Source organism: Janthinobacterium sp. C22 (genome assembly GCF_057919405.1).
The window spans coordinates 4175349-4188429 of sequence record NZ_CP193659.1 but is presented as its reverse complement, the minus strand read 5'-3'; the positions used below and the strand labels follow the sequence as shown (position 1 = coordinate 4188429).

Here is a 13081-nt window from a genome sequence, read left to right as displayed (position 1 = left end):
AGTGAACCCTTCATTCACTTTCAGGAAAACAGTCCGCATGCCCAGCACAACCTTTATTCACGCTTCTTCCGCTTCCCGTACCTGCCGCCGCAGCGTGGCGGCGCTGGCCGTCAGTCAGGCCCTGTGGCTGCTCGCCGCCAGCGGCGCTTCCATCTTGGCTCCTGCCGCGCAGGCCGCGAATGCGGCGCGCATCGCGCTGGCGATACCTGCCGGCTCCCTGGAACAGGTGCTGGTGCGCTTCGGCCAGGAGACGGGCACCATGATTTCCTACCAGGCCGCCGCCTTGGCGGGCAAGCGCAGCGCAGGCCTGGCGGGCAGCTACAGCGTGGCCGAAGCGCTGGGCGCCATCGTCGCCGGCTCGGGCTTGCGCGCCGTGCCGCAGGCAAATGGCGGTTATGTGCTCGACGCGGCAGCGGCCGAGGGCGGCCAGACCATGCCCGAGATGAAGGTCACCGCCCGCGCCGATGTGAACGGCGCGACGGAAGGCAGCGGCGCCTATACGACGCAGAGCATGCGCTCGGCCACGCGCCTGGGCTTGTCCGTGCGCGAAACGCCGCAAGCCGTCAGCGTGGTGACGCGCCAGCAGATGGATGACCAGAACCTGCAAACGGTGGAAGAGGTGCTGCAAAACGCGGCTGGCATCGCCATCAACCGCTACGACAGCGACCGCACTTCGTTCTTCGCGCGCGGCTTTTCCATCGCCAGCTACCAGTACGACGGCATTCCCACCACGGTCGACAATGCGTTCAATGTGGGCGACAGCACGCTGGACATGACGGCCTACGACCGGGTCGAGATCGTGCGCGGCGCCACGGGCCTGCTGACGGGCGCGGGCGAACCGTCGGCTACCATCAACCTGGTGCGCAAGCGCGCGTCGTCGACGCAGCTGGCCGGCGCGGCGGCCCTGAGCCTGGGTTCCTGGCGGAATGCGCGCGCCAGCGCGGACCTGTCCACACCCCTGAGTGCCGATGGCAAGGTGCGCGGCCGCGTCGTGGCCAGCTACCAGGACAGCGAATCGTATGTGAATCTGTATCATGGCAAGAAGGCCATGGCCTACGCCACCGTGGAGGCGGATCTGGCGCCCGGCAGCGTGCTGATCGCCGGCTATGAATACCAGGACAACCGCCCGCGCGGCGGCATGTATGGCGGCCTGCCGCTGTGGTATGCGGATGGCGAGCGCGCCACCTTGTCCCGCTCCGCCACCACGGCCACCACCTGGAGCCGCTGGTTCAGCACCAGCCAGACTGCCTTCCTGCGCCTGGAGCAGGAACTGGGCAAGGGCTGGAACCTGACGGCCATGCTGAATCATGGCTGGGGCAATTACTCGGCGGCCGAGCTCTTCGCCAATACCTGGCCGGACAAGGCCACGGGCCAGGGCGTGACGGGCTACGCCGGCTTTTACTCGGGCACGCGTCGCCAGGACAGCGTCGACGCCTATGTACAGGGGCCGCTGCAGCTGCTGGGCCGCACGCACGACCTGGCGTTCGGCGTCTCGGGCAGCAACCAGTTCGCCAGCAACCCCGGCATTGCCGGCGGCAGCGTCGACTACGGCAATTTCCATCAGTGGCAGGGCGTGACGCCGGAGCCGGACTGGAACGACCCGAATTTCTCGCGCTGGAAGCTGCTCGACACGGTGCAGCAGCGCGGCATCTACGGCACGGCACGCTTTTCGCTGGCCGATCCCTTGAAGCTGATCGTCGGCGCACGCTACAGCCGCTACAAGGCTGACCACGTCGACGACTGGGGCGGCGGCTACGCGTATGCCAAGCATGCCGTCACGCCGTATGCGGGGCTGGTATGGGATATCGACCAGCAGCATGCGCTGTACACCAGCTATAGCAAGATCTTCAAGCCGCAGGGCTATCAGGACCGGTTTGGCCGCTATCTCGACCCCGTGCAGGGCAGGAATGTGGAAGCGGGCGTGAAGGGCGAGTATTTCGGCGGCAAGCTCAATGCGGCGCTGGCCGTGTTCCGTATCGCGCAAGATGGGCTGGCGCAGGAAGACACGGGCCATTTTGTCGGCAACTCCCTGACGCAGGCGTACTACGCGGCAGCGGGCATCACCAGCAAGGGCGTGGAACTGGACGTGTCGGGCGAGCTGGCGCAGGGCTGGAACGTCTCGGCCAGCGTGTCGCACGCGGCGGCCGAGGACAACACGGGCGCGCGTCTGAACAGCTATGTGCCGCAGACCCTGGCGCGCGTGTCTTCCACGTACCAGCTGCCAGGCGGCTGGCGCGCCTTGTCCGTGGGCGGCGGCGTGAACTGGCAGAGCGGCGCCTACCGCGATGCCACGGGACCGAACGGTGTCGAGCGCGTGGAGCAGGGCGGCTATGCCGTGGCCAGCCTGATGGCGAAATACGCGCTGTCGCGCCAGCTGTCCTTGCAGGCGAACGTCAACAACCTGTTCGACAAACATTACTACAGCCAGCTCGGCATGTACAACCAGGGGTACTGGGGCGCGCCGCGCAACGCCAGCGTTACCCTGCGCTACCTCTTCTGATGCGCTTGCCTGGTGCTACAGCGGCCAGGCCTGCTTGGTGACGGCCACGGCGACGATGTAGGCGAAGACCAGCACGGCGAGCGCGAAGGCGGCGCCGCGCACGGCCGGCGTCTTGCCCCGCTTCAGGGCGATGGTGCCCAGCACGATGTAGGCCACCAGCGCGCACAGCTTGGCGGCCAGCCAGGGCTGGCTGCCCGGCGACTGTCCGCTCCACACGGCGAGGGCGATGGCGCTGGCCAGCAGGGCCGTGTCGATCAGGTGCGGCAGGATTTTCACCCAGCGCTGCTGCAAGGCGGGCGAGGCGCGCAGCATCCAGGCGCCGCGCAAGAGGAACAGCGCGCCGCTGGCGGCGGCGCAGCCCATGTGGAAATGCTTGAGGCTCAGATAATCCATGCGTGATGTTGTACGGTGATTGACGGTGGCGCCAGCATAGCCGCCTTTGGCATCCTGCGCCATACGCCGTCGGGATGAGACGGGCCTAAGGCAGGAATTTGACGTAGACGAGTTCCGGATCGCCCTCGTCGAGATGGTCGATCCGGCCGCTGCGCACGAAACCCGCGCCGGCGAACAGCCCTTGCGCGGCGGCGTTGGACTGGTTCGTCGAGGTGAATAGCTTCCCTGTCTGGCACGCTTCCGCGGCGGCCGCCAGCAGGCGCCGTCCCACGCCGCAGCGCTGGTGCGCGGGCGCGACCACCACCAGCGAGACAAAATCGTGGCCGAAGAAGTCGCCGTGCGTGAGGACATAGCCGGCCACCTGACCGGCCCGGATGGTCACCTGGCAGCGGCCCTGGCCGACAGCGGCGCGTACTGCCTCGCCGCGCTCCGGGTGCGCCTGGGCATAGGCGTCGCAAGCCAGCATGGCTGCCACATCGCCAGCCTGGGCCGCGCGGGTGATGATCTCGTCTGTTTCGTGCCTGTTCTGCATGCCGTTCCTTTTCTCCAGGCGCCGAGTGTGCCAAAAATGCGCCGGTTTGTAAAACACCCGCCATCCAGGCTAGGCGCGCACCCCGCCATCTAGTCACTTTTGCCGATGCGGCTATCCAGATTGCCTTCCCGGAATCACCCTGTGGCCGATAGTGCCTTTCGCCGCTGCCACGTAAGCTGGTCGGGACGGCTGGCCAGACGGCCAGTGCATTCATGGAGAAACATCGTGGCTACCCTAGATGGCACTAAGAACAACAGTAGTAACAAGGCAGTCGAACCGGGCATGCGGCGCAAGCAGGCGTCCGTATTGATCAGCAGTACCTTTGCATTTACCATCTGCTTTGCAGTCTGGATGATGTTTGCCGTACTGGGCATCCCCATCAAGACCAGCCTGGGTTTGACTGAAACGCAATTCGGCCTGCTGGCCGCCATGCCCGTGCTGACGGGCTCCCTCGTGCGGGTGCCATTGGGCATCTGGACGGACAAATACGGCGGACGCCGCGTCTTCTTCTGGCTGATGCTGGCCAGCGTGGTGCCGATCTACCTGATCTCCTACGCCACCGCCTACTGGCATTTCCTCGTGCTGGGCATGTTCGTGGGCCTGGCGGGCGGCTCGTTTTCCGTCGGCACGCCGTACGTGGCGCGCTGGTACGAGAAGGAGCGCCGCGGCCTGGCGATGGGCATCTTCGGCGCCGGTAACTCCGGTTCCGCGCTGACCAAGTTCGTCGCGCCCGGCATCGTCGCCGCCTTCGGCTGGCAGATGCTGCCCAAGGTGTATGCGGTGGCCATGCTGGCCACGGCCATCATCTTCTGGCTGTTTTCGTACACGGACAAATCGCACCTGGCGCCATCGGGCGAAAGTTTTTCGGCGCAGATGAAGGTGCTGAAGGATCCGCGCGTGTGGCGCTACTGCCAGTACTACTCTGTGGTGTTCGGCGGCTACGTGGCGCTGGCCCTGTGGATGACGAAGTACTACGTGGCCGAATATGGCTTTGACTTGAAGCACGCGGCGCTGCTGGCCGCCTGCTTCTCGCTGCCGGGCGGCGTGCTGCGCGCGGTGGGCGGCTGGATCTCCGACAAATACGGTGCGGCGAAAGTCACCTGGGCCGTGATGTGGGTGTGCTGGGTGTGCTTCTTCCTGCTGTCGTATCCGCAAACGCAGATGGTGATCGAGACCGTCACGGGGCCGCTGGCCTTCCATATCGGTCTGTCGCCGCTGTGGTTCACCGTGCTGCTGTTCATCGTCGGCATCGCCATGGCTGTCGGCAAGGCATCCGTCTTCAAGTTCATCGGCGATGATTTTTCCGACAACATTGGCGCCGTCTCGGGCGTGGTGGGTCTGGCCGGCGGCCTGGGCGGCTTCATCCTGCCCGTGATGTTCGGCGCCCTGGTGGACTTCACGGGCGTGCGTTCGAGCTCCTTCATGCTCCTGTACGGCACCGTCTGCGTTTCCCTCGTCTGGATGCATTTCTCGTTCAAGCCGCTGCGCGCGGCACCAACTACTCAACCTGCAGGAGTTAAAGCATGAGCCGCTATATGATCAATACCTGGGAGCCTGAGATTCCCAGTTTCTGGCAAAACACGGGCAAGGCCACGGCCGCGCGCAATCTGTGGATCTCGATCCCCGCGCTGCTGCTGGCGTTCGCCGTGTGGATGGTGTGGAGCGTGGTGGTGGTCAACCTGCCCAACATCGGTTTTACCTACAGTAACAACCAGCTGTTCTGGCTGACGGCCTTGCCGGGCCTGTCCGGCGCCACCTTGCGCATCTTTTACTCGTTCATGGTGCCGATCTTCGGCGGCCGCCGCTGGACGGCCATTTCCACGGGTTCGCTGCTGATTCCCGCCATCGGCATCGGCCTGGCCGTGCAGGACGTGAACACCGGTTATCCGACCATGCTGATCCTGGCGCTGCTGTGCGGCTTCGGCGGCGGCAATTTCGCCTCGTCGATGGCCAACATCAGCTTTTTCTATCCGAAGGCCAGCAAGGGCTTCGCGCTGGGCATGAATGCGGGCCTGGGCAACCTGGGCGTATCGGTGGTGCAGTTCGTCGTGCCGCTGGTGATCACCTTCGCCGTCTTCGGCGCCTGGGGCGGCGATTCGCTCACCTGGGTCAAGAATGGCGTGAGCAAGGAGATGTGGCTGCAAAACGCGGGCTTCATCTGGGTGCCGTTCATCGCGCTGTCCACCTTGCTGGCCTGGTTCGGCATGAATGACCTGGCATCGGCCAAGGCCTCGTTTTCCGAACAGGCCGTGATCTTCAAGCGCAAGCACAACTGGCTCATGTGCTGGCTGTATACGGGCACCTTCGGCTCCTTCATCGGTTACTCGGCCGCGTTTCCGCTGCTGATCAAGATCCAGTTCCCCGACGTCAACCCGCTCGATTACGCCTTCCTGGGACCGTTGGTCGGCGCCCTGGCGCGTGTCGCCGGCGGCGTGATTTCCGATAAACTGGGCGGCGCCCGCGTCACCCTGTGGTCGTTCCTCTTGATGATAGGCGCCGTGCTGGGTGTGCTGTACTTCATGCCGCAAGCCGGCGTGGGTGGTAGTTTTAGTGGCTTCTTCTGGATGTTCATGCTGCTTTTCGCCGGCACGGGCATCGGCAATGCGTCGACCTTCCGCATGATTCCCGTGATCTTCCTGACGGAGCACCAGCGCGCGGCCGCCGGCAAGGGCAAGTCGGCGCAGGAGCAGGCCATCGTCGACGCCAACAAGGAAGGCGCGGCCGTGCTGGGCTTCACGTCGGCCGTGGCGGCCTACGGCGCCTTCTTCATCCCGAAAAGCTATGGCACCTCGATCGCGCTGACGGGCAGCCCCGACGCGGCCCTGTGGTGCTTCATCGGCTTTTATGTCAGCTGCATCGCGATCACCTGGTGGTGCTATGCGCGCAAGAATGCGCCGATGCCTTGCTAAAGTTGGAATGTCTGGCAAGTCGTTCTTGCCAGACGTTGAGGAAATGAGAGTATGTCATGGAAGAACTGGAAAAATTCGTCAACGGCTTCAGCCTGTTTCAGCAGCAGTATTTCAGCGAGCCGCAAACCTTGTACGACAGCCTGCGCGACGGGCAGCGGCCCTCGACCTTGCTGATCGGCTGCTGCGATTCTCGCGTCGATCCCATGCTGCTGACGGGCAGCGACCCGGGCGACATGTTCGTCGTGCGCAATATCGCCAACCTGGTGCCGCCGTGCACGCCCGACGCGCCGCCCGGCGTCAGTTCGGCCATCGAGTTCGCCGTCTGCAAGCTGGAAGTGGCCAGGGTCATCGTGCTGGGCCATGCGCGCTGCGGCGGCATCCGCGCGCTGCTGGAACCGCAGCCGCGCGCGGAAGGCCAGGAAACGGACTTCGTGGGACAGTGGATGCGCATCGCCGAACCGGTGGCGCAGCGCGTGCGGCGCGAGCTGGCGCACCGCTCGTCGGACGAACAGCACCATGCGTGCGAGCTGGCCAGCATCCTGCAGTCGCTGGACAACCTGCTGACCTATCCGTGGCTGAAACGCCGGGTGGAGCAGGGGGTGTTGAAACTGCATGGCTGGTATTTCGACATCGACAGCGGGGCCCTGATGGCGTATTCGGCGCGCCAGCAGCAGTTTTTGCCGCTCGTCTGTCCGATCGAGCGGGCGCGTCATCTGCATGAGCGCCCTTGGCCGGATGCGGTCAGGTAATCCGAAACGTGGCGCCAACAATGTGTCGGATTACGCTACGCTAATCCGACCTACATCTGGCAGGTCGGATTAGGCGGGGCCGCCGAGGCCGCAGGGCGTAATCCGACAAGTTCCCTCAGCTAAAACGCAATAAATCCCCGCTGCGGTCAAACGCCAGCAGGCTGTCGATGCGGCCTTGCTCGATGGCCGTCACCATGGCGCGCAGGGGCGCTTCGCATTCCTGCGCGGCTGGCGGCTGGCCCTCGCGACCCGCCAGTCCCGCCACGAAGACCACGTCCCAGTGCGTCTGCATCTGTTTCGACTCCTCCTTCAATGTTTCGAAGCTGTCCAGTTCCTCGGGCAGCTTGTCGGCGCACATCACGGGCGTGAGGGACTTGCCCTGGCCGCCAGGCTGGGCCTGCGCCTGGGTAAAGGTGAACAGCAGGCGTTGCGGCTGCTCCTGGTTGCGGGCGCTGTGCAGCAGGCTGGCGTAATCGGTAATCGACATGGTGCTCTTTCTCTGTGTTGAACGATGACGACAGGTATACCGCAGCGCCGCCTTGCCGCCCATAGGCAAGAGTGACTATCCGGGTGACTACGCGCCTATGCATTCCTGGTGCCGGAAACCGACTTCTTGCCAATACCGCCGGGCACGGCGCGTCGATAGACTGTTTGTATCGACGCGTGGGCCATCCGGCTTGCAGCGTTTTTATGACCTGGCGCCGCTCCGGCGGCGCAATGTGGAGGTAGCATGAGTCACTTTCTGGACCGTCTTAAATTTTTTAGCAAGCCCGCCGAGCCGTTCTCGAACGGCCATGGCACCGTGGTCGATGAAGACCGCACCTGGGAAAACGCCTACCGCCAGCGCTGGCAGCACGACAAGATCGTGCGTTCCACGCATGGCGTGAACTGTACCGGCTCGTGCAGCTGGAAGGTGTACGTCAAGAATGGCCTGATCACCTGGGAAACCCAGCAAACCGATTACCCGCGCACGCGCCCCGACCTGCCCAACCACGAACCGCGCGGCTGCCCGCGCGGCGCCAGCTATTCCTGGTACGTGTATTCGGCCCAGCGCGTGAAATACCCGATGGTGCGGGGCCGCCTGATGGAAATGTGGCGCGAAGCGCGCAAGACCATGGACCCCGTCACGGCCTGGGACTGGATCAGCCAGGACCCCGTGCGCTCGCAGCAATACAAATCCATCCGCGGCCTGGGCGGCTTCGTGCGCGCCACGTGGGAAGAATCGAATGAAATCATCGCCGCCGCGAACGCGCTGACGATCAAGAAATACGGCCCGGACCGCATCGTCGGCTTCTCGCCGATTCCCGCCATGTCCATGGTCAGCTATGCTTCCGGCACGCGCTACCTGTCGCTGATCGGCGGCGTGGCCCTGAGCTTCTACGACTGGTACTGCGACTTGCCGCCGGCCAGCCCGCAAGTGTGGGGCGAGCAGACGGACGTGCCGGAATCGGCCGACTGGTACAACTCGACCTATCTGATGGTGTGGGGCTCGAACGTGCCGATGACGCGCACACCCGACGCCCACTTCTACACGGAAGTGCGCTACAAGGGCACGAAAACCGTGGCCATCTCGCCCGATTACGGCGAAATGGTGAAGTTCGGCGACATCTGGCTGGCGCCGAAACAGGGCACGGACGCCGCGCTGGCGCTGGCCATGGGCCACGTCATCCTCAAGGAATTCCACTCGGAAGGGCAGAGCGCCTACTTCCGCGACTATGCGCGCCAGTACACGGACTTCCCCATGCTGGTGCTGCTCAAGGAGCATAACGGCACTCTGGTGCCCGATTACTTCCTGCGCGCTTCGCACCTGGACAACAACCTCGACGAAACCAACAATCCGGAATGGAAAACCCTCGTCATCGACGAAACCACGGGTGCGATCACGGCGCCGGCCGGCTCCATCGGCTTCCGCTGGGGCGAGTCGGGCAAGTGGAACCTGGAACAGAAGGCGGGCGGCAGCGGCGCGCCCATCGTGCCGATGCTCTCCATGATCAACGACAGCGACGCCGTCACGGAAGTGGGTTTTGCCTACTTCGGCGGCAAGGACGCGTCCGACATGCTGCTGCGCAAGGTGCCGGTGAAAACCATCCGCCTGGCCGACGGCACGACGGGCCTCGTCACCACGGTGTTCGACCTGACCCTGGCCAACTACGGCATCGACCGTGGCCTGGGCGGCGAAAACGTGGCGGAAAGCTATGACGACGACGTGCCGTACACCCCCGCGTGGCAGGAAAAGCACACGGGCGTGAAACGCGCCGACGTCATCACCGTGGCGCGCCAGTTCGCGGAAAACGCGGACCAGACGCGCGGCAAGAGCATGGTCATCGTGGGCGCCGGCCTGAATCACTGGTACCACATGGACATGACCTACCGCGGCATCATCAACATGCTGATGATGTGCGGCTGTATCGGCCAGTCCGGCGGCGGCTGGGCCCATTACGTGGGCCAGGAAAAACTGCGTCCGCAAACGGGCTGGACGCCTCTGGCCTTCGCCCAGGACTGGGTGCGCCCGATGCGCCAGATGAACGGCACCTCGTTCTTCTATGCCCACACGAGCCAGTGGCGCCACGAGAAGCTGGAGACGGGCGACATCGCCTCGCCATCGGCGGCCGGCGGCACGGGCGACCTGACCCTGCTCGATTACAACGCCAAGGCCGAGCGCATGGGCTGGCTGCCATCGGCGCCGCAGCTGCAGACCAATCCGCTGGAAGTGGCCAAGGCCGCCAAGGCGGCAGGGCAGGCGCCGGCCGCGTATGCGCTCGACCAGATCAAGGCGGGCCAGCTGCAGTTTTCGTGCGACGATCCGGACAACCCGGCCAACTTCCCGCGCAATATGTTTGTCTGGCGCTCGAACATCCTGGGCAGCTCGGGCAAGGGTCACGAATACTTCCTGAAATACCTGCTGGGCACGCAGAACGGCTTGCTCAGCGACGAAGACGACTGCATCACGCCGAAGCAGGTGAAAGTGCGCCCGGCCGCCGAAGGCAAGCTCGATCTGCTGGTGGTGCTGGACTTCCGCATGTCGACCACCTGCCTGTACGGCGACGTGGTGCTGCCGACGGCCACCTGGTACGAAAAGGACGATCTGAATACGTCGGACATGCATCCGTTCATCCATCCGCTGTCCGAAGCCGTGCAGCCTCTGTGGCAATCGAAGTCGGACTGGGAAATCTACAAGGGGCTGGCCGAGAAATTCTCGGAAATCGGCGGCGAACTGCTGGGCACCCAGCAAGACATCATCCTCACGCCGCTGATGCACGACACGCCGGGCGAACTGGGCCAGCCCTTCGATCCCAAGGATTGGCGCGCCGGCGAATGCGATGCGATTCCCGGCAAGACCATGCCGAACATGACGGTGGTCGAGCGCAATTACCGCGACGTCTACAAGAAGTTCACCTCGGTCGGACCGCTGCTGGAAACCATCGGCAATGGCGGCAAGGGCATTTCCTGGAAGACGGGCCATGAAGTCGAGGTCCTGCGCGGCATCAACCGCACGGTGCTCGATGAAGGCGTGTCGAAGGGCCAGCCGCGCCTCGATACGGCCATCGATGCGGCCGAGATGATCCTGTCGCTGGCGCCGGAAACGAATGGCCACGTGGCCGTCAAGGCCTGGGCCGCGCTGTCCGCCATCACGGGACGCGAGCACACGCATCTGGCGCTGCCGCGCGAGCATGACAGCATCCGTTTCCGCGACGTGCAGGCGCAGCCGCGCAAGATCATTTCCTCGCCCACCTGGTCGGGCCTGGAAAGCGAGGAAGTCAGCTACACGGCCGGCTATACCAACGTGCATGAACTGATCCCATGGCGCACCCTGACGGGCCGCCAGCAGTTCTACCAGGATCACCTGTGGATGCGCGACTTCGGCGAGGGACTGTGCGTGTACAAGCCGGCCATCAACACGAAGACGACGGAAGCGTTGCTGGGCACCAAGCCGAACGGCAACAAGGAACTGGCGCTGAACTTTTTGACGCCGCACCAGAAATGGGGCATCCACTCCACGTATTCGGACAACCTGCGCATGCTGACCCTGTCGCGCGGCGGACCGCACGTGTGGCTGTCGGAGACCGACGCGCAAGCTGCCGGCATCGTCGACAACGACTGGATCGAGGTCTTCAACGTGAACGGCAGCCTGACGGCGCGCGCCATCGTCAGCCAGCGCATCCCGGCCGGCATGACGATGATGTACCACGCCCAGGAAAAGATCATCAACGTGCCCGGCGCGGAGATGACGGGCAAGCGGGGCGGCATCCATAACTCGGTGACGCGCGCCGTGCCCAAGCCGACGCACATGATCGGCGGCTACGCCCAGCTGGCCTACGGCTTCAATTACTACGGCACGGTGGGCTCCAACCGCGATGAATTCGTATTGGTGCGCAAGATGAACAAGGTCGACTGGCTCGAAGGGCCATTGGAAACAGAAGACGGGAGCATGGTATGAAAATCAGAGCGCAAATCGGCATGGTGCTGAACCTGGACAAGTGCATCGGCTGCCACACCTGTTCCGTCACCTGCAAGAACGTGTGGACCAGCCGCGACGGCGTCGAGTACGCATGGTTCAATAACGTGGAAACCAAGCCCGGCATCGGCTATCCGAAGCAGTGGGAAAACCAGGACAAGTGGAATGGCGGCTGGCGCCGCACGGACGCTGGCAAGATCGAGCCGCGCCAGGGCAGCCGCTTGAAGATCCTGGCCAATATCTTCGCCAACCCGAACCTGCCCGCCATCGACGAGTACTACGAGCCGTTCACCTACGACTACGAGCACCTGCAAAGCGCGCCGCTGTCGCAGACGCCGCCGACGGCCCGTCCGATCTCCGTGCTGACGGGGAAAAAGATGGAGAAAATCGAGTGGGGCCCGAACTGGGAAGATGACCTGGGCGGCGAGTTTGCCCAGCGCAGCAAGGATAAGCTGTTCGACAACATGCAGAAGGAGATGTACGGCACCTTCGAAAACACCTTCATGATGTACTTGCCGCGCCTGTGCGAGCATTGCCTCAACCCGACGTGCGTGGCGTCTTGCCCGTCCGGCTCCGTGTACAAGCGCGAAGACGACGGCATCGTGCTGATCGACCAGGACAAGTGCCGCGGCTGGCGCATGTGCATCTCCGGTTGCCCGTACAAGAAGATTTACTACAATTGGTCGTCCGGCAAGGCGGAGAAGTGCACGTTCTGCTTCCCCCGCATCGAGGCGGGCCAGCCTACCGTGTGCTCGGAAACGTGCGTGGGCCGCATCCGCTACCTGGGCGTGCTGCTGTACGACGCCGACAAGATCGAGGCTGCCGCCTCCGTGCCGCAGGAGCAGGACCTGTACCAGGCGCAATTGGACCTGTTCCTCGATCCGCACGACCCGGCCATCATCGCCGAGGCGCGCCGCCAGGGCATCCCGGACCTTTGGCTCGATGCGGCCGTCAAGTCGCCCGTCTACAAGATGGCCGTCGAGTGGAAGGTGGCGTTCCCGCTGCATCCCGAATACCGCACCTTGCCGATGGTGTGGTACGTGCCGCCCCTGTCGCCGATCCAGGCGGCCGCCGAATCGGGCAAGCTGGGCGTGAACGGCATGCTGCCGGACACCCAAAGCCTGCGCATTCCCGTGCAGTACCTGGCCAATCTGCTGACGGCCGGCGACCAGCCTCCCATCGTCACTGCGCTGGACCGCATGCTGGCCATGCGTGCCTACATGCGCAGCAAGACGGTCGAGAAGGTGGAGAACCTCACGGTGCTGAAACAGGTGGGATTGACCCAGGCGCAGGTGGAGGACATGTACCACATCATGGCCATCGCCAATTACGAAGACCGCTTCGTCATCCCCAGCAGCCACAAGGAAATGGCCGAGGACAGCTTCAACGAGAAGGGTTCGTGCGGCTTCAGCTTCGGCAACGGCTGCTCGGACGGCAGCAGCGAGCCGACCTTGTTCGGCAAGAAAAACACGGTTCGGCCATCTTCATGCAGATGCCGAAGTCGCGCAAAACGGCGCCTGGCGCCTAAGGAGACGATATGAC

8 protein-coding genes and 1 pseudogene are annotated in these 13081 nt (G+C 64.1%); 6 read left to right on the top strand and 3 right to left on the bottom strand.

The window, feature by feature from the left end:
- Positions 1-37 precede the first annotated feature (37 nt).
- On the top strand, positions 38-2500 hold the full coding sequence (locus tag ACRHIG_RS19675; protein ID WP_489627583.1) for a TonB-dependent siderophore receptor: 2463 nt from the start codon (positions 38-40) through the stop codon (positions 2498-2500).
- A gap of 15 nt (positions 2501-2515) precedes the next feature.
- On the opposite strand, the gene ACRHIG_RS19670 is transcribed toward ACRHIG_RS19675, so the two are convergent.
- Positions 2516-2893, bottom strand: coding sequence for a SirB2 family protein (locus tag ACRHIG_RS19670; protein WP_475414850.1), 378 nt, complete (start codon positions 2891-2893; stop codon positions 2516-2518).
- An 85-nt stretch (positions 2894-2978) separates the two neighbouring features.
- Entirely contained in the window at positions 2979-3425 is a 447-nt protein-coding gene (locus ACRHIG_RS19665; RefSeq protein ID WP_489627582.1) for a GNAT family N-acetyltransferase, read from the bottom strand.
- Between the two features lie 282 nt (positions 3426-3707).
- On the opposite strand from ACRHIG_RS19665, the gene ACRHIG_RS19660 reads away from it, so the two are divergent.
- Genes ACRHIG_RS19660 through ACRHIG_RS19650 form a run of 3 tightly spaced genes read left to right on the top strand, consistent with a single transcriptional unit; the run spans position 3708 to position 7083 of the window.
- Positions 3708-4952 carry an MFS transporter gene (locus tag ACRHIG_RS19660; RefSeq protein ID WP_489630836.1) on the top strand — a complete coding sequence of 415 codons (1245 nt, stop codon included), beginning with the start codon at positions 3708-3710 and terminating at the stop codon, positions 4950-4952.
- Positions 4949-6334 carry a NarK family nitrate/nitrite MFS transporter gene (locus tag ACRHIG_RS19655; RefSeq protein ID WP_489627581.1) on the top strand — a complete coding sequence of 462 codons (1386 nt, stop codon included), beginning with the start codon at positions 4949-4951 and terminating at the stop codon, positions 6332-6334. Before ACRHIG_RS19660 ends, ACRHIG_RS19655 begins: the two co-directional genes overlap by 4 nt.
- 56 nt (positions 6335-6390) lie before the next feature.
- Positions 6391-7083: a carbonic anhydrase gene (locus ACRHIG_RS19650; RefSeq protein ID WP_489627580.1), complete on the top strand. Its 693-nt coding sequence runs from the start codon at positions 6391-6393 to the stop codon at positions 7081-7083.
- A gap of 115 nt (positions 7084-7198) precedes the next feature.
- Here the strand turns inward: ACRHIG_RS19650 and ACRHIG_RS19645 are convergent, their stop codons facing one another.
- Entirely contained in the window at positions 7199-7570 is a 372-nt protein-coding gene (locus tag ACRHIG_RS19645) for a ribonucleotide reductase subunit alpha (RefSeq protein WP_489627579.1), read from the bottom strand.
- Between the two features lie 243 nt (positions 7571-7813).
- Between ACRHIG_RS19645 and ACRHIG_RS19640 the strand changes: the two genes are divergently transcribed.
- Together ACRHIG_RS19640 and narH are read left to right on the top strand one after the other, a co-directional pair.
- Positions 7814-11521, top strand: a complete 3708-nt coding sequence (locus tag ACRHIG_RS19640) for a nitrate reductase subunit alpha (protein ID WP_489627578.1) — start codon at positions 7814-7816, stop codon at positions 11519-11521.
- A pseudogene (gene narH, locus ACRHIG_RS19635) lies at positions 11518-13067 on the top strand (nitrate reductase subunit beta). The gene ACRHIG_RS19640 and the pseudogene narH overlap by 4 nt, the downstream one beginning before the upstream one ends.
- The last annotated feature ends 14 nt before the right edge of the window (positions 13068-13081 follow it).

Excerpts from the sequence above, each read along its gene's own strand:
- ACRHIG_RS19675 (WP_489627583.1), top strand. The coding sequence starts at position 38 with ATGCCCAGCACAACCTTTATTCACGCTTCTTCCGCTTCCCGTACCTGC.
- ACRHIG_RS19670 (WP_475414850.1), bottom strand. The coding sequence starts at position 2,893 with ATGGATTATCTGAGCCTCAAGCATTTCCACATGGGCTGCGCCGCCGCC.
- ACRHIG_RS19665 (WP_489627582.1), bottom strand. The coding sequence starts at position 3,425 with ATGCAGAACAGGCACGAAACAGACGAGATCATCACCCGCGCGGCCCAG.
- ACRHIG_RS19660 (WP_489630836.1), top strand. The coding sequence starts at position 3,708 with ATGCGGCGCAAGCAGGCGTCCGTATTGATCAGCAGTACCTTTGCATTT.
- ACRHIG_RS19655 (WP_489627581.1), top strand. The coding sequence starts at position 4,949 with ATGAGCCGCTATATGATCAATACCTGGGAGCCTGAGATTCCCAGTTTC.
- ACRHIG_RS19650 (WP_489627580.1), top strand. The coding sequence starts at position 6,391 with ATGGAAGAACTGGAAAAATTCGTCAACGGCTTCAGCCTGTTTCAGCAG.
- ACRHIG_RS19645 (WP_489627579.1), bottom strand. The coding sequence starts at position 7,570 with ATGTCGATTACCGATTACGCCAGCCTGCTGCACAGCGCCCGCAACCAG.
- ACRHIG_RS19640 (WP_489627578.1), top strand. The coding sequence starts at position 7,814 with ATGAGTCACTTTCTGGACCGTCTTAAATTTTTTAGCAAGCCCGCCGAG.